Here is a 17,843-nt window from a genome sequence, read left to right on the forward strand (position 1 = left end):
ACCGGCGGGCCGGGTTCAGCAGGTGTCGCGCATCAGCTCGGCCAGGCTGTGGTCCATGTCGAGGTACAGGTGCTCCAGGCCCGGCGGCACCACGGTCGCCGCCCGCTCCAGGAAGCGGTGCAGCTCGGCCGTCAGCATCAGCACGATCGCGACGCCCTCCGCCGCGTGGAACTCGATCGTCGTCCGGTCGGCGTCGTACGGGCGCACCCGTACGTCGCCACGGCCCGACGGGCGGTCCAGCCCGGACTCCAGCAGCTCGCGCGAGAAGGTCCACGACACCTCGATCCCCTCCAGCGTCGCCGGGGCGGGGAAGGCCATCCGCACGGCGAACGGATCCGCACGGTCGTAGCAGAGGGTGACGGGAACGGTCTCGACCTTCGGCGCGGTGGCGACCAGACGGGCCTGTGCGGCCTGCTCGATGACAGTGATCAAGGCTCACTCCCTTGCGGCGGATCTGCTGCCGGGCTTTGGGGTGGAGCCCGGCAACCCGATAGACGCCGGAATCGGCAAATCCGTGCATGGGCAGTTGCGTGAGCTGTGTCACCGATTGGCCGGAACCGATCTGTGTGATCGCACAGAGTGACCGCGAGAGGGGAGCCGCCCGAAGGAGGGCCGGCGGTTCCCGAAGGACCCCAAGGGGCCACAGAAGGGCTGGTTACCGCTCACTCCACAGGCCCAACGCATCCGGGGAGGCGCTCTGGACGGCGAAACCGGGGTGCGTTAGCTTCCGGCGCCATGAGACTTCTGGAAGTGGGAGCGGGCCTGTGCGCGGCGGCCCTGGTGGTGGGGGCGCTCGCCGCCCCCGCCCAGGCCGGGACGGCCACGGGGAACCCGGCCGGGCAACCGTCCGGAGCGTCCGAACCGTCCGCCGAGGCCCTGGTGGCGCAGGACTTACGGAGCGCGGGCTGGGGGCTGAAGGACACCGGGAAGACCGCACGCTTCCGGGGGCTCGCCGCGGTCAGCCGCAGCACGGCCTGGGTGGCCGGTTCCCAGGGGACCGTACTGCGCACGGTCGACGGCGGCCGCAGCTGGCAGGACGTCTCGCCGCCCGGCGCGGTCGCGCAGGGGCTGGAGCTGCGCGACATCGAGGCCTTCGACGCGCGGCGCGCGGTGGCTCTGTCCATCGGGGAGGGCGAGGCCTCCAGGGTGCTGCGCACCGAGGACGGCGGCGCGACCTGGACCGAGACCTTCCGCAACCCCGACCCGCGCGCCTTCTACGACTGCCTGACCTTCTTCGACGCCCGGCACGGACTGGCGATGAGCGATCCGGTGGACGGCAGGTTCCGGATCCTGTCCACGGACGACGGCGGGCGGAACTGGCAGGTCCTGCCCGCCTCGGGCATGCCCGAGGCGCTGCCCGGCGAGGCGGGCTTCGCCGCCGGCGGCCAGTGCCTGGTCAGCGCGGGCCCGCGCGACGTCTGGCTGGCCACGGGCGGCGGGGCGAGCGCGCGGGTCCTCCATTCCGCGGACCGCGGTCTGACCTGGCGGGTCGCCGAATCCACCGTCCCGGCGGGCGACCCGGCGCGCGGGGTCTTCGCCCTCGCCTTCCGCGACCGTACGAGGGGACTCGCGGTCGGCGGCGACTACCGCACCGGACAGGCCTCCCCGCAGGCCGCGGCCGTCTCCTCCGACGGGGGACGCAGCTGGCGGCAGGCGGCGGCCCCGCCGCCGGCGTACCGCTCGGGCGCGGCCTGGTTCCCGTACAGCCGGGGGACGGCCCTCGCGGTGGGGCCGACGGGCACGGACGTGACCACGGACGGCGGCCGCAGCTGGCGGCCGCTGGAGCCGGGCTCCTTCGACACGGTCGACTGCGCGGCGGACACCGGATGCTGGGCGGCGGGGGAGAAGGGCCGGGTGGCGCGGCTGGAGCGGCACTGACCGGCCGCGCGTCCCGCGCCGACCACATCCGGGAGACGGCCTAGGTCCTGTCCGCCCTGACGGGGCCTAGGCCACCGGGTTCTCCCGCACCGTGGCCAGGTCCGCCGAGGTCTTCGTGGCGAGGAACTCGGTGATGCGGTAGGCGCAGACGCCGGCCACCGCGAAGGGGTCCTCGGACGCGATCCTCTCGATCTCGGCCCGGGACACCCCGCCGGCCAGGATCACGCCCCCGTCGCGCGGCACCTTGCGGCCCGACGCGAGGAAGACGCCCGCGGCGTAGTGGACGTCCAGCCAGGCGATGTGGGCGTCCATCTCCTCCTCGACGGCCTCGACGGGTGCGGTGTAGGTGAGCTCCATGACGAACATGATCGTCAGGCTACTCTCGCTCCATCATGACGAGTGTGAACACCCCCGCCGACGAGGCCGAAGCCCGGGCGATACAGGACGAACTGCGCCATCGGGTCGTGCTCACCGAGCCCGGCCCGCCACCCGGCCACGGGTTGGTCACGGGAGTGGACGTGGCCTACGACGACGAGCGCGACCTGGTCGCCGCCGCGGCCGTGGTGCTCGACGCCGCCACCCTGGAGGTCGTCGAGGAGGCCACCGCCGTCGGGCACGTCAGCTTCCCGTACGTGCCCGGGCTGCTCGCCTTCCGCGAGCTGCCGACCGTACTGGCCGCCCTCGACGCCCTGACCACCGGCCCCGGGCTCGTCGTCTGCGACGGCTACGGCCTCGCCCACCCGCGCGGCTTCGGCCTCGCCTGCCACCTCGGCGTGGTCACCGGGCTCCCGACGATCGGCGTCGCGAAGAACCCGTTCACCTTCACCCACGAGGAACCGGGCGCCCGGCGGGGCGACGCCGCCGCGCTGCTCGCGGCCGACGGGGCCGAGGTCGGGCGGGCGCTGCGGACGCAGGACGGGATCAAGCCGGTCTACGTCTCCGTCGGGCACCGGGTCTCGCTGGACAACGCCTGCGCGCACGCCCTGGCCCTGAGCCCCCGCTTCCGGATCCCCGAGACCACCCGGCACGCCGACTCCCTGTGCCGCCGCGCCCTGCGCGGGGCCACCGCCTAGGCCGCTTCTCTCGGATCGCCCTGCGGGTTGGGCCGGGGGCGGGTGTGCGTCGGGGTGATCCCCGCAATCCCCGCAGGGCGTCGAACGCACTTCTGCCGAGCTCTCCGACCCCTCGTCACGTTCGGTGCCCGAGGAGACGCCCCGGCGCACGCCCGCCCCCGGCACAACCGGCACCCCCGAAGCCCGGCCCGGCCCCGGCGGCGTCAGCGGGCGTCGGCCACCCGGAAGGTGATCCCCGCCTTCTGCAGGCGGTCGAGGAGGGCGTCGCCCATCGCCACGGCCGTCGTCAGCTGGCCGGCGGCCTCCGGCAGGGCGTCGTGGGCGAGGCACAGCGCCGACTCCGCCAGCATCTTCGCCGTCTCCCCGTAGCCCGGGTCGCCGCCCGACACCTCGGTGAGCACCCGTCGGCCGCCGCCCTCGCCCACGAACCGCAGGCTGAACCAGCTGCGCGCGCGGCGTTCCGCGTCCGGCCCCAGGCCCGGCTCCCAGCGGCTCATCAGCCACCGCCGGGCCTGCGGCACCTGGGCCAGGGCCACCGTCGCGCCCAGCGCCGCCGTACCGCCGACCGCGACCGGGAGGTGCTTGACGGAGGCGTAGTGCCGGTAGCGGAAGTCCGGGCCGTACCGCTCCAGGGCGGCCGCCGACCGGGCCACGATCCGCGGGTCCAGGGTGGGCAGGGGCATCGCCCAGGTGCCGGTCTCCCGGCTGAACCGCGGCGCGCCCGCCGGCCCGCGGGCCCGCCGCCCGAGCAGCCGGGGCTCGTGCAGCCGGCGCTCCCGGGCGGCGGCCAGGGTCTGGGGGCCGCGGGACAGCGCGGTCAGCGCGGAGGCCAGGGTCCCGCCGGAGAAGAGGGCGTTGGACCGCACGAACCCGTCGACCGTCAGCGGCACGCCCTCCGGCAGCTGACGGACCGTGAAGTACGCCCCCAGATCGGCCGGGATCGAGTCGAAGCCGCAGGCGTGGACGAGGCGCGCACCGGTCTCCCGGGCCCGCGCGTCGTGCTCCACGTACATCCGGTCCACGAACTCCGGCTCGCCGGTGAGGTCCACGTAGTCCGTGCCCGCGCGGGCGCAGGCGGCCACGAGCTCGGCCCCGTACCAGACGTACGGCCCCACGGTCGTGGCCAGCACCCGGGTGGACGCGGCCAGCTCGCGCAGGGCCCCGGCGTCGGCGGCGTCCGCCCGCAGCAGCGGCAGCTGCGCGCACGCCGGATCGATCGCGGCCAGCCGCTCGCGCAGCCGCTCCAGCTTCGCGAGGTCCCGGCCGGCGAGCGCCCACCGGCAGCCCGCGGGCGCGTGGGCGGCCAGGTACTCGGCGGTGAGCGCCCCCACGAACCCGGTGGCGCCGAAGAGCACGACGTCGTAGGCCCGTTCCGGCCGGTCCTGCGGGACCCGTGCGTTCATGAGCGCTCCTCCCGGGTGGGTGCCGGTGTGTCGGTGTCGGTGGCGTTGGTCGTTCCGGTGGCCGAGGCTAGCGTGACGCCCGGCCGCCCGTGCGGGCAGGTGCGACGGGAACCGCCCCTGACGAGAACAGCGCCCCGGGAACGGCCTTGCGGCCGCGCCCGGGGCGCTGCGAGTGCCACCTGTCGGTGGATCAGCCCTGCTGGTACAGGCCGAAGAGGTCGACGACGAGGTCGATGTCCTCCCAGCCCTGGTTCCAGAAGTCGACGATGCCGTTGCTTCCGGTGCTCGCCTGGACCAGGTTCGGGACGGTGTCGCCCTTCGTCCAGTTCAGGTTCGAGGAGTTGGGCGGCGTCGGCCAGGTCTCGGTGCCGTTGTCGTAGTCGTCCATCGAGTTCGGGTCCGGGGTGACCGTGAGGAACCCGTCGCCGTTCGTGTTCGTGACCGTGGAGTTCATCACGAAGCCCGTGATGCTCGGCGCGTTGTACGAGAGCGGCATGTAGACGTAGCTACGGGCGCCCAGCGGGCCCCAGGCCCAGGTCGCCGCGTCGCGGGTGTCGAGCAGGCGCTCCGGCTCGAGCGGTATGAAGGCGCTCGTGCTGTCCTTGCTGTAGTAGCCGACGACGTCGACGACGACGTCGGTGCCCGCCCAGGCGCCGTTGAAGACGCTGATCTTGCCGTCCGCGCCGACGGGCACGATGACCGAGTTGGCGATCGTCTGGCCGGGGGTGAAGTTCAGGTTGGACGCGGTGGGGGTGGCGCCGCCGCCCGGGAAGACCGACAGGTGGCCGGCCTCCTTCGGGTTGGTGACGGTCACGTTGAGGGCCACGGCGGTGATGCCCTGGGGCACGCCGCGCAGGCCGCCGATCTGGGTGGAGAAGGTCTTGCGCCCGCCGAGCTGGCCCTTGACCGTGCCGAGGCCCTCGCGGGTGTCGACGAAGCGGGACGGGGTGATCGGGGTGTAGCCGCTGGACGCGGTGGAGCTGAAGTAGCCCGTGACGTCCGCGATCAGGTCGACCGACTGGCCGCCGCGGTTGGCCAGCTCGACGTAGCCGTTCTTGCCGACGGGCACGATGACCAGGTTCGGGACGGTCTGGCCGGCCTTGAAGTTGACGTTCGACGTGGTCGGACGGTCGGTGCCCTCGGGGAACGCCGTGATGTGTCCGGCGGTCGTGGTGTTGGTGACCGTGATGTTGAGGACCACGGCGGTGACCCCGGCGGGGATCGTGCCGTTGCCGCCGACCTTCACGCGGGTGGAGCCGTACGGGGCGACCTTGCCCTTGGCGGCGCCGGTCCCGTCGCGGGTGTCGAGGAGGCGGGTGGGCGCGTACGGGGTGAAGTCCGAGCCCTGGGTGACGAACACGACCTCGTTCACGGCCGACACGGCGTTGGCGGTGTCCTTGACGGTGACCTTGACCGTGTAGGAGCCGACCTCGGCGTAGGTGTGCGGCGTGGTCAGCGTGGTGTCGCCGGACGCGCTCAGCACGTCCGTCTTGCCGTCGCCCCAGGCGATGGTGACCTCGAGGGCGCTGGGGGCGCTCGTGATGACGGTGTCCAGCTCGACCCCGTGCGCCGTGGTGCCGTAGGCGTACACACCGACCGCGAGGTCGGGGTTGGCGGCGACGGACTGCGCCTGCGGAGCGGCGGCCGCCCCGGCCTTCCCGGCGGGCAGGGCCTTGCGGACCGAGCGCTCGGCGGGGCTGGTGAAGGTGTGACCCTTCGACTTGGAACCCTTGGCCTTGCCCAGGTCCAGGTCGGGAACGGTCGCACCGTGAGCGTCGGGCTGGGCCGGGTCGGCCTGCGCCACGCCCGGGATGAGACCCACGCCTGCTGCGATTGCGGCAGCGGAAATTACAAGTCGGCGACTGCGCACCGGCCCCCCATATTTCTGGTTGAACGCTTGAACAAGTTCGAAAGCGTGTTCAGAGTACACAGCCGCACGGCGATTGATCAGGGGGGTGGCCCTACATCTTGGCCTCGCTTTCGCCGATCCAAACATCAGGGGCCGACCGATACCGGCCGAGCGCCGTCCGGGGGCTTGTGCTCGGTGGAACACGTTCCTAGCATCACCGGTGTTACATCAGTTGTGTCACACAGCCGCACACCACGGACACCATCCACGGACAACAGACGCTGGGGGCTCGATGGCAGTGACAGGCAACGGCGGCGGGGACGCGCGCGGGCGGGGCCCGCTCGCCGGACTGCGCGTCGTCGAGCTGGCGGGCATCGGCCCCGGACCGTTCGCCGCCATGCTCCTCGCCGACCTGGGCGCGGACGTCGTACGGGTGGACCGGCCCGGCGGCGGCGGGCTCGCGGTCGACCCGGCCTACGACCTCACCAACCGCGGCAAGCGCTCCGTCCTGGTCGACCTGAAGTCCGCCGACGGGCCCGCCCTCGTCCTGGACCTGGTCGAGCGGGCCGACGTCCTCGTCGAGGGGTTCCGCCCCGGGGTCGCCGAACGGCTCGGCGTCGGCCCGGCCGACTGCCACGCCCGCAACCCGAAGCTCGTCTACGGGCGGATGACCGGCTGGGGCCAGGAGGGCCCGCTCGCGCAGAGCGCCGGGCACGACATCGCGTACATCGCCGTCACCGGCGCCCTCGGCATGATCGGCAACCCGGGGGAGCCGCCGGCCGTCCCCGCCAACCTGGTCGGGGACTACGCGGGCGGCTCGCTCTACCTGGTGATCGGGCTCCTCGCCGCCCTCCAGCACGCCCGGACCACCGGCACCGGCCAGGTCGTCGACGCGGCCATCGTCGACGGCACCGCCCACCTCACCGCCATGATCCACGGGATGATGGCGGCCGGCGGCTGGCAGGACCGCCGCGGGGCCAACCTGCTCGACGGCGGCTGCCCCTTCTACGGCACCTACGAGACCTCCGACGGCGGGTACATGGCGGTCGGCGCGCTGGAGCAGCAGTTCTACGACACCTTCGTGGAGCTCCTCGGCATCGCGGACCGGGCCCCGGCCCGCAAGGACCTCGCCCGCTGGGGCGAGCTGCGCGAGGTGGTCGCCGCACGCTTCAGGACCCGTACGCGCGAGGAGTGGACGGCGGTCTTCGACGGCACCGACGCCTGCGTGGCGCCCGTGCTCTCGCTGCGCGAGGCCCCGCACCACCCGCACCTGGCCGCCCGCGCCACCTTCACCGAGTTCGGCGGGATCACCCAGCCCGCGCCGGCGCCCCGCTTCTCCGCGACCCCCGCCGCCGTCACCGGCGGCCCGGCCCAGCCGGGGGCGCACACCGAATCCGTGGCCGCCGACTGGGACGTACCGGCCCTGCTCCCGAAGGACGTCTGATGGAACTGTCGATGATGCTCGACTACGCCGGTGACCCGCGGCAGGCGGCGGACCGGGCGGCCGAGCTGGAGACGGCCGGGCTCGACGCCGTGTGGGTGGCCGAGGCCTGGGGTTTCGACTCCCCGACGATCATGGGCTACCTGGCCGCCCGCACCGAGCGCATGAAGATCGGCTCGGCCATCCTCAACGTCTACTCGCGCACCCCCGGCCTCATCGCCCAGACCGCCGCCGGCCTGGACGCGCTCTCCGGCGGCCGGGCCCTGCTCGGCCTCGGCGCCTCCGGCCCGCAGGTCGTCGAGGGCTGGCACGGGAAGCCGTACGACAAGCCGCTCGGCCGGACCCGCGAGACCGTCGAGCTGTGCCGCCGCATCTGGCGCCGCGAGACGATCGACCACCACGGCATCACCGACATGCCGCTGCCCCCGGAGCGGGGCAGCGGGCTCGGCAAGCCCCTGAAGATCCTCACCCGGCCGGTGCGCGACGCGGTCCCCGTCTACATCGCCTCGCTCGGCCCGGCCAACGTGCGGATGACCGCCGAGATCGCCGACGGCTGGCTGCCGACCCTGTTCATCCCGGAGAAGGCCGGCGCGGTGTGGGGCGGGCCCCTCGCCGAGGGCGCGGCCAAGCGGGCGCCGGAGCTCGGCCCGCTCCAGACCGTCGCCGGGGGCCTGCTCGCCATCGGCGAGGACGCGGCCGCCGTACGGGACCTCGCGCGCCCGCAGATCGCCCTGTACGTCGGCGGCATGGGAGCGGTCGGCAAGAACTTCTACAACGACCTCGCCGTGGCCTACGGCTACGAGGAGGAGGCCCGCGAGATCCAGGAGCTCTACCTCTCCGGCCGCAAGCGCGACGCGGCCGCGGCCGTCCCGGACGAGTTCTGCGAGCTGATGACCCTGTGCGGGCCCGAGGGCTACGTGCGCGAGCGCGTCGAGGCCTTCCGGGAGGCGGGCGTCACCATGCTCAACGTCACTCCCGTCGGGCCCGAGCCGGCCCGGCTGATCGAAACCGTCAAGAACTGGCTTTAGGGAGCCGACCGATGAAACGCCAGATCTTCGACGCCGACCACGAGGCGTTCCGCGAGACCGTGCGCACCTTCCTCACCAAGGAGGTGCTGCCGCACTACGAGCAGTGGGAGAAGGACGGCATCGTCAGCCGCGAGGCCTGGCGGGCCGCGGGCCGCCAGGGGCTGCTGGGCCTCGCCGTCCCCGAGGAGTACGGCGGCGGCGGGAACACCGACTTCCGCTACGCCGCCGTGATCGCGGAGGAGTTCACCCGCGCGGGCGCCCCGGGGCTGGCCATCGGCCTGCACAACGACATCATCGGCCCGTACCTGACCTCGCTCGCCACCGAGGAGCAGAAGCGCCGCTGGCTGCCCGGATTCTGCTCCGGGGAGACCATCACCGCCATCGCGATGACCGAGCCGGGGGCGGGCTCCGACCTCCAGGGGATCCGGACCACCGCCGAGGACCGCGGTGACCACTGGGTGCTGAACGGCTCCAAGACCTTCATCTCCAACGGCATCCTCGCCGACCTGGTGATCGTGGTCGCCAAGACCACCCCCGAGGGCGGGGCGCACGGACTGTCGCTGCTGGTCGTCGAGCGCGGCGCGGAGGGTTTCGAGCGCGGCCGCAACCTCGACAAGATCGGCCAGAAGTCCCAGGACACCGCCGAGCTGTTCTTCACCGACGTCCGCGTCCCGAAGCAGAACCTGCTCGGCGAGCTGAACGGGGCCTTCGTCCACCTGATGACCAATCTCGCGCAGGAGCGGATGGGCATCGCGATGGCCGGCATCGCCGCCGCCGAGCACCTGCTGGAGATCACCACGCGGTACGTGAAGGAGCGGGAGGCCTTCGGACGTCCGCTCTCCAAGCTCCAGCACATCCGCTTCGAGATCGCGGAGATGGCCACCGAGGTCGCGGTCACCCGGACCTTCCTCGACCGGTGCATCACCGACCACTCGAACGGCGAACTGGACCACGTGCACGCCTCGATGGCCAAGTGGTGGGCCACCGAGCTGCAGAAGCGCGTCGCCGACCGCTGTCTGCAACTCCACGGCGGCTACGGATACATGACCGAATACCGGGTCGCGCGGGCCTTCACCGACGGCCGCATCCAGACCATCTACGGCGGCACGACCGAGATCATGAAAGAGATCATCGGCCGCTCCCTCCTCGGCTGAACCTCCCCGGAACCCTTCCGCCCAGAACACTCCGAAAGGCTTGACCAGTGAGCACCGAAGCTTACGTATACGACGCGATCCGCACCCCGCGCGGCCGCGGCAAGGCCAATGGCTCCCTGCACGGCACCAAGCCGATCGATCTGGTCGTCGGTCTCATCGACGCCCTGCGCGAGCGCAACCCCGGCCTGGACCCCGCCACCATCGACGACATCGTGCTCGGCGTCGTCGGCCCGGTCGGCGACCAGGGCTCCGACATCGCCCGGATCGCGGCCATCGCCGCGGGCCTCCCGGACACGGTGGCCGGCGTACAGGAGAACCGCTTCTGTGCCTCCGGCCTGGAGGCCGTCAACCTGGCCGCCGCCAAGGTCCGTTCCGGCTGGGAGGACCTGGTCCTCGCGGGCGGCGTGGAGTCCATGTCCCGCGTCCCGATGGCCTCGGACGGCGGCGCCTGGTTCAACGACCCGATGACGAACTGGGACGTCAACTTCGTCCCGCAGGGCATCGGCGCCGACCTGATCGCCACCATCGAGGGATTCTCCCGGCGCGACGTGGACGAGTACGCCGCCCTCTCGCAGGAGCGCGCCGCCGCCGCCATCAAGGACGGCCGCTTCGCGAAGTCGGTCGTCCCGGTCACCGACCGCAACGGCCTGGTCGTCCTGGACCACGACGAGTTCGTCCGCCCCGGCACCACCGCCGACACCCTCGCCAAGCTGAAGCCCTCCTTCGCGGACATCGGCGAGCTCGGCGGCTTCGACGCCGTCGCGCTGCAGAAGTACCACTGGGTCGAGAAGATCGACCACGTCCACCACGCGGGCAACTCCTCCGGCATCGTCGACGGCGCCTCGCTCGTCGCGATCGGCTCCCGCGAGGCGGGCGAGCGCAACGGGCTGACCCCGCGCGCCCGGATCGTCTCCGCCGCCGTGTCCGGCTCCGAGCCCACCATCATGCTCACCGGCCCCGCCCCCGCCACCCGCAAGGCCCTAGCCAAGGCCGGACTGACCATCGACGACATCGACCTGGTCGAGATCAACGAGGCGTTCGCCGGCGTCGTGCTGCGCTTCGTCAAGGACATGGGCCTGTCCCTCGACAAGGTCAACGTCAACGGCGGCGCCATCGCGCTCGGCCACCCGCTCGGCGCCACCGGCGCGATGATCCTCGGCACGATCGTCGACGAGCTGGAGCGCCAGGACAAGCGCTACGGCCTCGTCACCCTCTGCGTCGGCGGCGGCATGGGCGTCGCCACCATCGTCGAACGCCTCTGAACCGTCCTGTCCCCAGACCCTCCTCCGCACGGACCGACACGAAAGCAGTGACCATGAGCGAGTCCACCACGATCCGCTGGGAACAGGACGAGACCGGCGTCGTCACCCTCGTCCTCGACGACCCCGACCAGTCCGCGAACACGATGAACCAGGCCTTCAAGGACTCCATCGCGGCGATCGCCGACCGCGCCGAGGCCGAGAAGGACTCCATCCGCGGCATCATCTACACCTCCGCCAAGAAGACCTTCTTCGCGGGCGGCGACCTCAAGGACATGATCCGGCTGCGCCCCGAGCACGCGCAGCTCGCCTTCGACACCGGCACCGCCATCAAGCGCTCGCTGCGCCGCATCGAGACCCTCGGCAAGCCCGTGGTCGCCGCGATCAACGGCGCGGCCCTGGGCGGCGGTTACGAGATCTGCCTCGCCTCCCACCACCGCGTGGCCCTCGACGCCCCCGGCTCCAAGATCGGCCTGCCCGAAGTCACCCTCGGCCTCCTCCCGGCCGGCGGCGGCGTCACCCGAACCGTCCGCCTGATGGGCATCGCCGACGCGCTGCTCAAGGTGCTGCTCCAGGGCACCCAGTACAACCCGAAGCGCGCCCTGGAGAACGGCCTGGTCCACGAACTGGCCGAGAGCCCCGAGGACATGCTCGCCAAGGCCCGCGCCTTCATCGACGCGAACCCCGAGTCGAAGCAGCCCTGGGACGTACCCGGCTACAAGATCCCGGGCGGTACGCCGTCCAACCCGCGGTTCGCCGCGAACCTCCCGGCCTTCCCGGCCAACCTGAAGAAGCAGCTGAACGGTGCCCCGTACCCGGCCCCGCGCAACATCCTGGCCTGCGCCGTCGAGGGCGCCCAGGTGGACTTCGAGACCGCGCTGACCATCGAGGCCCGCTACTTCACCGAGCTGGTCACCGGGCAGACCGCGAAGAACATGATCCAGGCGTTCTTCTTCGACCTGCAGGCCGTCAACGCCGGCCGCAGCCGCCCGCAGGGCGTCGCGCCCCGCAAGGTCACCAAGGTCGCCGTCCTCGGCGCCGGGATGATGGGCGCGGGCATCGCGTACACCTGCGCCCGCGCGGGCATCGAGGTGGTGCTGAAGGACGTCAGCGCCGAGGCCGCCGCCAAGGGCAAGGCGTACTCCGAGAAGCTCCTCGACAAGGCCGTCTCCCGCGGCCGGAGCACCGAGGCCCAGCGCACCGAGCTGCTCGCCCGCATCACCCCGACCGCGGACGCCGCCGACCTGGCGGGCTGCGACGCCGTCATCGAGGCCGTCTTCGAGGACACCGCCCTCAAGCACAAGGTGTTCCAGGAGATCCAGGACGTCATCGCGCCCGACGCGCTGCTGTGCTCCAACACCTCCACCCTGCCGATCTCCGGCCTCGCGCAGGGCGTGAAGCGGCCCGTCGACTTCATCGGGCTGCACTTCTTCTCGCCCGTCGACAAGATGCCGCTCGTCGAGATCATCAAGGGGGAGCAGACCGGCGACGAGGCCATCGCCCGGGCCTTCGACCTGGTCCGCCAGATCAACAAGACCCCGATCGTGGTCAACGACTCGCGCGGCTTCTTCACCTCGCGCGTCATCGGCCAGTTCATCAACGAGGGCGTGGCCATGGTCGGCGAGGGCATCGAGCCCGCCTCGATCGAGCAGGCCGCCGCCCAGGCCGGCTACCCGGCCAAGGTGCTCTCGCTGATGGACGAGCTCACCCTCACCCTGCCGCGCAAGATCCGCAACGAGACCCGCAAGGCCGTCGAGGCCGAGGGCCGGACCTGGACCGAGCACCCCGCCGACACCGTCATCGACCGGATGGTCGACGAGTTCGGCCGCCCGGGCCGCAGCGGCGGGGCCGGCTTCTACGCGTACGACGAGGCGGGCAAGCGCGCCGGCATCTGGCCGGGCCTGCGCGAGCACTTCGCCAAGCCGGATGCCGACATCCCGTTCACCGACATGAAGGAGCGGATGCTCTTCTCCGAGGCCCTGGACACCGTCCGCTGCCTCGACGAGGGCGTCCTCACCTCGATCGCCGACGCCAACATCGGCTCCATCATGGGCATCGGCTTCCCGGCCTGGACCGGCGGCGTGATCCAGTACATCAACGGCTACGAGGGCGGTCTGCCGGGCTTCGTCGCCCGCTCCCGTGAGCTGGCCGCCCAGTACGGCGAGCGCTTCACCCCGCCCGCCTCCCTCGTGGAGAAGGCCGAGCGCGGCGAGACGTACAGCGACTGAGCGCACGGCGGCGTACCGCGGTCCCGGGGCGGTTGCCGCCCCGGGACCGCGGGCACGGCGGGGTCAGCGCACGGCGAGGGACGCGAACACGCCCCGGTGCGCGGTCCCGTCCGGGCCGGTCCAGCCCGCGGTGACCTCGCCGAGGGGCTCGGCCGCCGGTGCCGCCTCCCCGAGCACGCGCGTCACGGTGAGCGCGTCGGCGCCCGTCGGCTCCGGTCCGTCGTACCGCGCGGTGACGGTGGGGTCCGGGGTGTCGCTCAGGCTCTGCGCCTGCGGCTGGGCGCTGCCCTGGAACAGCGCGAGCAGCTGCGCCGTCAGCACCGGGTCGTGCGGCCCGTCGTACACCCAGCGGCGTCCCAGGACGCCGTGCTCGGTGGTGCCGACCAGGGCCGCCTCGGCGCCCGCCAGCGGCGCGCCGCGGTAGGTGAGCGGCACGTGGTACGCCGTCGGCTCCCCGCCGGAGGTGTCGGTGACCACCATGAACTCGATGCCCACCTCGCCCTCGGGGTCGTCGAGCCGGAAACCGCCCGCGCGGGCCAGGACCGGCGGCCGTCCGGTGGGCAGGTACCAGGGCTGGGCCGGCAGCCACGCGGCAAGCAGCTCCAGCTTGCCGGGGCTCATCGTGGTCTTGTGGATGATCGCCATGACGGCGAACCTACCTGGTGGGGAGCCCTGTTGGGCGAACCGCTGGGGCTGCGGGGCGTCACGCCTCCGGGGCGAACGCCGCCTTCAGCTCCTCCTTCAGCGACCGCTGGAAGGCCGTCACCAGGGCCTGGACCACCATCGGCTGCATGTGCGCCGACAGCGCCTTCATCGACTCCACCCGCTCCGGATCGCTCTCGTCGCGCGTGAACGGTCCCCACACCTCGTCCCGGAACAGGGCCGTCAGCTCGTGCGCGGCCGACCTGGTGTGCTCCATCAGCACCCTGCGCGCCGCCAGGATCGTCTCGTGCGCGATCGGTACGTCGAGCAGCGCGACCCCCAGCCGCAGCAGCCCCACGTCCACCCGGAACCCGTCGCCCGAGGCGGCGAGCACGTTCATCGCCGTCAGCCGCCGCACGTCGGTGTCCGACAGGCCCCGCCCGGCCCGCTTCTCCAGCTCCTCGCGCGAGACCTCCTGGGCCGCGTCCGGAGCCCAACTGGCCACCATCGCCCGGTGGATCGCCAGGTCGTGGGCGCTCAGGTCGTCGGGCAGCGCGTCCAGATAGCGCTCGATGGCGGACAGGGTCATGCCCTGGTGCTGCAGCTCCTCGATCAGGGCCAGCCGGGACAGGTGCTCCGGCCCGTAGTGGCCGACCCGACGAGGGCCGATCACGGGAGGGGGCAAAAGCCCGCGGGTGCTGTAGAACCGTACGGTGCGCACGGTGACACCCGCCCTGGCCGCCAGCTCGTCGACGGTGAGCATCGGCTCGGTTGCCTGGTCGGCCATCGTCTGCGCCTCGCTCTCTGCTCCACAGCTTGGGTTCAACAGTATTGCTGTCGCACCAACGATGTGAAACGGCCAGGAGCTGCCCATGACCACGAATCTGCGACTGCCCGGACGACCCGAAGAGATCACCTTCCCCGCCCTGCTGGCCCGCAACGCCGCCGAGCACGGGGACCTCCCCGCCCTCTCGTGGCGCGCGGGCCCCGGCTCCGCCGAGTGGACGACCCTCACCTGGAGCGAGGTCCGCCGCAAGGTGGCCGTCCTCGCCTCCGGCTACGCCGCCCTCGGGGTCGAGCGCGGCGAGCACGTCCTGATGATGATGGGCAACCGTCCCGAGCACTGGCTCAGCGACCTCGCCCTCGTCCACCTCGGCGCCGTGCCCGTCACCGTGTACGGGACCTCCGCGCCCGAGCAGATCGCCCACATCGCCCGCCACAGCCGGGCCAGGGTCGCCGTCGTCGAGGGCGCCCGCGAACTGCGGCGGTGGGAGCCGCTGCTGGCCGACGCGACCGTTCCGCTGGAGCGCCTCGTCGTGGCCGAGGCGGCCGACGCGGGCGGGCACTCCACGTACGGCTCCCTGCACGCGGGCGGGGCCCGGCTGCACCGCGCCGACGCCTTCGAGAAGGCCTGGCAGGAGACGCGCCCCGAGGACCCGCTGACCGTCGTCTACACCTCCGGGACCACCGGCGACCCCAAGGGCGTGCGGCTCACCCACCGCAACCTCATGCTCCAGGCGATCCGCCTCGACCGGCACGTCGAGCTGCCCGAGCACGCCGAGCACCTCTGCTACCTGCCCTTCGCGCACATCGCCGAGCGGGTCCTCGGCATCTACCTGCCCCTGCTGCGGGCCGCGCACGTACGGCTGTGCGCCGACCCCACCGCCGTGGCGGGGGCGGTCCGCGAACTGCACCCGGTCCAGTTCTTCGGCGTGCCGCGCGTGTGGGAGAAGCTCGCCGCCTCGGTCCGCGCGGTCCTCGCGCAGCTGCCCGAGGCCCAGCGCACGGCCATCGAGGCCGCGAACGACCTGGCCCGCGCCCGGGCCGGCCACCAGGAGCGGGGCGAGGAGGTGCCGGCCGCGCTCGAAGCCTCGTACGCCGGGGCGAAGGAGCAGGTGCTGGACCCGCTGCTGCGGATGGCGGGCCTGGACCGCCTGATGTGGACGGCCAGTGCCACCGCGCCGATGCCGATCGACGTGGTCCGCTTCTGGGCCGGCTGGGGCATCACGATCATGGACGCCTGGGGGCTCACCGAGACTGCGGGCGTGTGCACGGTCAACAGCCCGGACCGCTTCCGGCTCGGCTCGGTGGGCCGCCCGATCGAGGGGCTGGAGCTGAGGCTCGCCGAGGACGGGGAGATCCTCACCCGCGGCGCGACCGTCTTCGGCGGCTATCTGCGGCCGGACGGCACGGTGGAGAGCGCGTCCGACGCCGAGGGCTGGTTCCCCACCGGGGACGTGGGCCGGCTCGACGAGGACGGGTTCCTCTGGCTGACCGACCGCAAGAAGGAACTGATCATCACCTCGAACGGCAAGAACGTCTCGCCGGCGCTGGTGGAGAACACGGTCAAGGAGCACCCGCTGATCGGCCAGGCCCTGGTCCACGGCGACGGCCGGTCCTACCTCGTCGCCCTGCTGGTCCTGGACCCCGAACTGGCCCCGGTCTGGGCCGCCGCCCGGGGCATCGAGGCCGCCTCCCCGGCCGAGCTCGCCGCGCACCCGGCCGTCCGGGAGGAGATCGCCCGCGCGGTCGAGGCGGCCAACGCCCGGCTCAACCGGACCGAGCAGATCAAGCGGTACCGGCTGCTGACCGGGGAGTGGGGTCCCGACAGCGGCGAGCTCACGCCCTCGCTCAAGCTCCGCCGCCGGGTGATCCGCGACAAGTACGGGGCACTGATCGACGGACTGTACGAGGAGCCGTACGAGGCTCCGTGACGGGCTGAGCCGGCGCACCGCACCCGGGGGGACGGACCGGGTGCGGTGCGCGGCCGCTAGCGGCCGATCAGCGGGTAGTGGTCGGAGAGGTTGGTGTAGGTGTAGGAGGTGCCCCAGCTGGAGACCGTCCAGGGCGCCGACTGCTCCTTGACCACGTTGTTCTCCCAGCCCGCGGGACGGGCATTGCCCTTGCGGTAGAGGACGTAGTCCAGGTCCTCGCGCGGGTCGGTCGGGTAGCGGTAGTTCGCTATCGAGTTCTGGGCGGTGTCGAAGGAGTACGGGTGGCCCGTGCGCGTGTCGGAGCCCGCCAGGTCGGTGTTGGCGAGCAGGGCGGCGTACTCGGGCGTGCGCGAGTCGACGTTCAGGTCGCCCGCCACGATGACCTGCTCGTTCGCCGGGATGTTCTTCCCGTCGAGGAAGGCGTCGATCGCGCGGAACTGGCGGGCGCGCATGTCCGCCGCCTCGCCCGCGCCGCAGCCCGGGTCGGTGGACTGGGCGTGCGTGCCGACCACGTGCACCTTCGCGCCGTTCACGTTCAGCACCACGTAGGCGAAGCCCTTGTTGGACCACCAGTCGGCGCCGCAGGCGTCCTTGTAGACCACCTGCTCCTTGCGGACGATCGGCCACTTGCTCAGGACCGTGACGCCGCCGTCCTCCGGGGTGGTGGAGGAGTAGGCGCCGCCCGTGGCGTCCCAGCCGCTCTTGCTGCGGCCGACGACCGGGGTCTGGTACGGGTACTGCGCCGCCGAGTTGGCCTTCAGCGCGTCCGACGCGCCGTTGTCGAAGGCCTCCTGGAGCACCACCACGTCGTGGCCCTGGTAGAAGGAGGCCTTGGGGATCTCCGCGGCCCGGTGGTCCTGGCCCCAGTTCGGATACAGGTTCTTGCTCATCAGGAACACGTTGTACGACAGGACGCTGAGCCGCGGGGCGGCGGCGCCCTCCGCGGCCGTGGCGGCGGGCGCGGAGGTGGCGGCCAGGGCGCCGGCGGCGACCGCCGCTACGGCCGCCGCGGCGGCACGGTGGCGACGGGGGGAGTTCTGCGGCATAGGGGACTCCATCATTCCTGCGGGAAGATCGGCTCCGTCATCCAAGCAGCCACGGTTACCTCTGGGTAACACCCGTGCAGCGACTTTCTGTCCGGCGCGGGGCCATCTGGCTCTCGCATACTGGTGAC

The 17,843-nt window shown here is 72.5% G+C and carries 15 protein-coding genes; 8 read left to right on the forward strand and 7 right to left on the reverse strand.

Translation table 11 applies throughout. The annotated features are described in order from the left end of the window. Positions 1-15: 15 nt before the first annotated feature. A complete protein-coding gene (locus AB0D29_RS05970) occupies positions 16-432 on the reverse strand; it encodes an SsgA family sporulation/cell division regulator (RefSeq protein ID WP_362852349.1) in 417 nt (138 codons plus the stop codon). Between the two features lie 303 nt (positions 433-735). Here AB0D29_RS05970 and AB0D29_RS05975 point away from each other — a divergent pair, with 303 nt between their 5' ends. Continuing rightward, positions 736-1,878: an oxidoreductase gene (locus AB0D29_RS05975; protein ID WP_362852350.1), complete on the forward strand. Its 1,143-nt coding sequence runs from the start codon at positions 736-738 to the stop codon at positions 1,876-1,878. Positions 1,879-1,944: 66 nt separating this feature from the next. Here AB0D29_RS05975 and AB0D29_RS05980 read toward each other — a convergent pair whose 3' ends face one another. Next, the gene (locus AB0D29_RS05980) at positions 1,945-2,244 is read right to left on the reverse strand and encodes a YciI family protein (RefSeq protein WP_362852351.1); all 300 of its coding nucleotides are present in this window, start codon (positions 2,242-2,244) and stop codon (positions 1,945-1,947) included. Positions 2,245-2,270: 26 nt separating this feature from the next. On the opposite strand from AB0D29_RS05980, the gene AB0D29_RS05985 reads away from it, so the two are divergent. Continuing rightward, the gene (locus AB0D29_RS05985) at positions 2,271-2,951 is read left to right on the forward strand and encodes an endonuclease V (protein WP_362852352.1); all 681 of its coding nucleotides are present in this window, start codon (positions 2,271-2,273) and stop codon (positions 2,949-2,951) included. 203 nt (positions 2,952-3,154) lie between these two features. On the opposite strand, the gene AB0D29_RS05990 is transcribed toward AB0D29_RS05985, so the two are convergent. Together AB0D29_RS05990 and AB0D29_RS05995 are read right to left on the reverse strand one after the other, a co-directional pair. Further along, complete coding sequence (locus AB0D29_RS05990; protein ID WP_362852353.1) at positions 3,155-4,354, reverse strand: saccharopine dehydrogenase NADP-binding domain-containing protein; 1,200 nt, start codon at positions 4,352-4,354, stop codon at positions 3,155-3,157. Positions 4,355-4,544: 190 nt separating this feature from the next. Next, positions 4,545-6,176, reverse strand: a complete 1,632-nt coding sequence (locus AB0D29_RS05995) for a hypothetical protein (protein ID WP_362852354.1) — start codon at positions 6,174-6,176, stop codon at positions 4,545-4,547. A gap of 319 nt (positions 6,177-6,495) precedes the next feature. Here AB0D29_RS05995 and AB0D29_RS06000 point away from each other — a divergent pair, with 319 nt between their 5' ends. From AB0D29_RS06000 to AB0D29_RS06020, 5 genes are read left to right on the forward strand one after another with little or no spacing between them, the layout of a single operon-like run. Further along, positions 6,496-7,647 carry a CaiB/BaiF CoA-transferase family protein gene (locus AB0D29_RS06000; protein ID WP_362852355.1) on the forward strand — a complete coding sequence of 384 codons (1,152 nt, stop codon included), beginning with the start codon at positions 6,496-6,498 and terminating at the stop codon, positions 7,645-7,647. Beyond that, positions 7,647-8,672, forward strand: a complete 1,026-nt coding sequence (locus AB0D29_RS06005; protein WP_362852356.1) for an LLM class F420-dependent oxidoreductase — start codon at positions 7,647-7,649, stop codon at positions 8,670-8,672. The genes AB0D29_RS06000 and AB0D29_RS06005 overlap by 1 nt, the downstream gene beginning before the upstream one ends. Before the next feature lie 11 nt (positions 8,673-8,683). After that, a complete protein-coding gene (locus AB0D29_RS06010) occupies positions 8,684-9,826 on the forward strand; it encodes an acyl-CoA dehydrogenase family protein (RefSeq protein ID WP_362852357.1) in 1,143 nt (380 codons plus the stop codon). 47 nt (positions 9,827-9,873) lie between these two features. After that, complete coding sequence (locus AB0D29_RS06015) at positions 9,874-11,088, forward strand: acetyl-CoA C-acetyltransferase (protein WP_362852358.1); 1,215 nt, start codon at positions 9,874-9,876, stop codon at positions 11,086-11,088. 53 nt (positions 11,089-11,141) lie between these two features. Further along, complete coding sequence (locus AB0D29_RS06020) at positions 11,142-13,313, forward strand: 3-hydroxyacyl-CoA dehydrogenase NAD-binding domain-containing protein (RefSeq protein ID WP_362852359.1); 2,172 nt, start codon at positions 11,142-11,144, stop codon at positions 13,311-13,313. Between the two features lie 63 nt (positions 13,314-13,376). Here the strand turns inward: AB0D29_RS06020 and AB0D29_RS06025 are convergent, their stop codons facing one another. Together AB0D29_RS06025 and AB0D29_RS06030 are read right to left on the reverse strand one after the other, a co-directional pair. Then, on the reverse strand, positions 13,377-13,958 hold the full coding sequence (locus tag AB0D29_RS06025) for a 1,4-alpha-glucan branching protein (protein WP_362852360.1): 582 nt from the start codon (positions 13,956-13,958) through the stop codon (positions 13,377-13,379). Between the two features lie 58 nt (positions 13,959-14,016). After that, the gene (locus AB0D29_RS06030; RefSeq protein ID WP_362852361.1) at positions 14,017-14,742 is read right to left on the reverse strand and encodes a MerR family transcriptional regulator; all 726 of its coding nucleotides are present in this window, start codon (positions 14,740-14,742) and stop codon (positions 14,017-14,019) included. Positions 14,743-14,827: 85 nt separating this feature from the next. Here AB0D29_RS06030 and AB0D29_RS06035 point away from each other — a divergent pair, with 85 nt between their 5' ends. Next, positions 14,828-16,669 carry an AMP-dependent synthetase/ligase gene (locus AB0D29_RS06035; protein ID WP_362852362.1) on the forward strand — a complete coding sequence of 614 codons (1,842 nt, stop codon included), beginning with the start codon at positions 14,828-14,830 and terminating at the stop codon, positions 16,667-16,669. 56 nt (positions 16,670-16,725) lie between these two features. On the opposite strand, the gene sph is transcribed toward AB0D29_RS06035, so the two are convergent. Beyond that, positions 16,726-17,715 carry a sphingomyelin phosphodiesterase gene (gene sph, locus AB0D29_RS06040; RefSeq protein ID WP_362852363.1) on the reverse strand — a complete coding sequence of 330 codons (990 nt, stop codon included), beginning with the start codon at positions 17,713-17,715 and terminating at the stop codon, positions 16,726-16,728. Between the last annotated feature and the right edge of the window lie 128 nt (positions 17,716-17,843).

It is taken from the genome of Streptomyces sp. NPDC048424 (assembly GCF_040651555.1).
Taxonomy (GTDB): domain Bacteria; phylum Actinomycetota; class Actinomycetes; order Streptomycetales; family Streptomycetaceae; genus Streptomyces.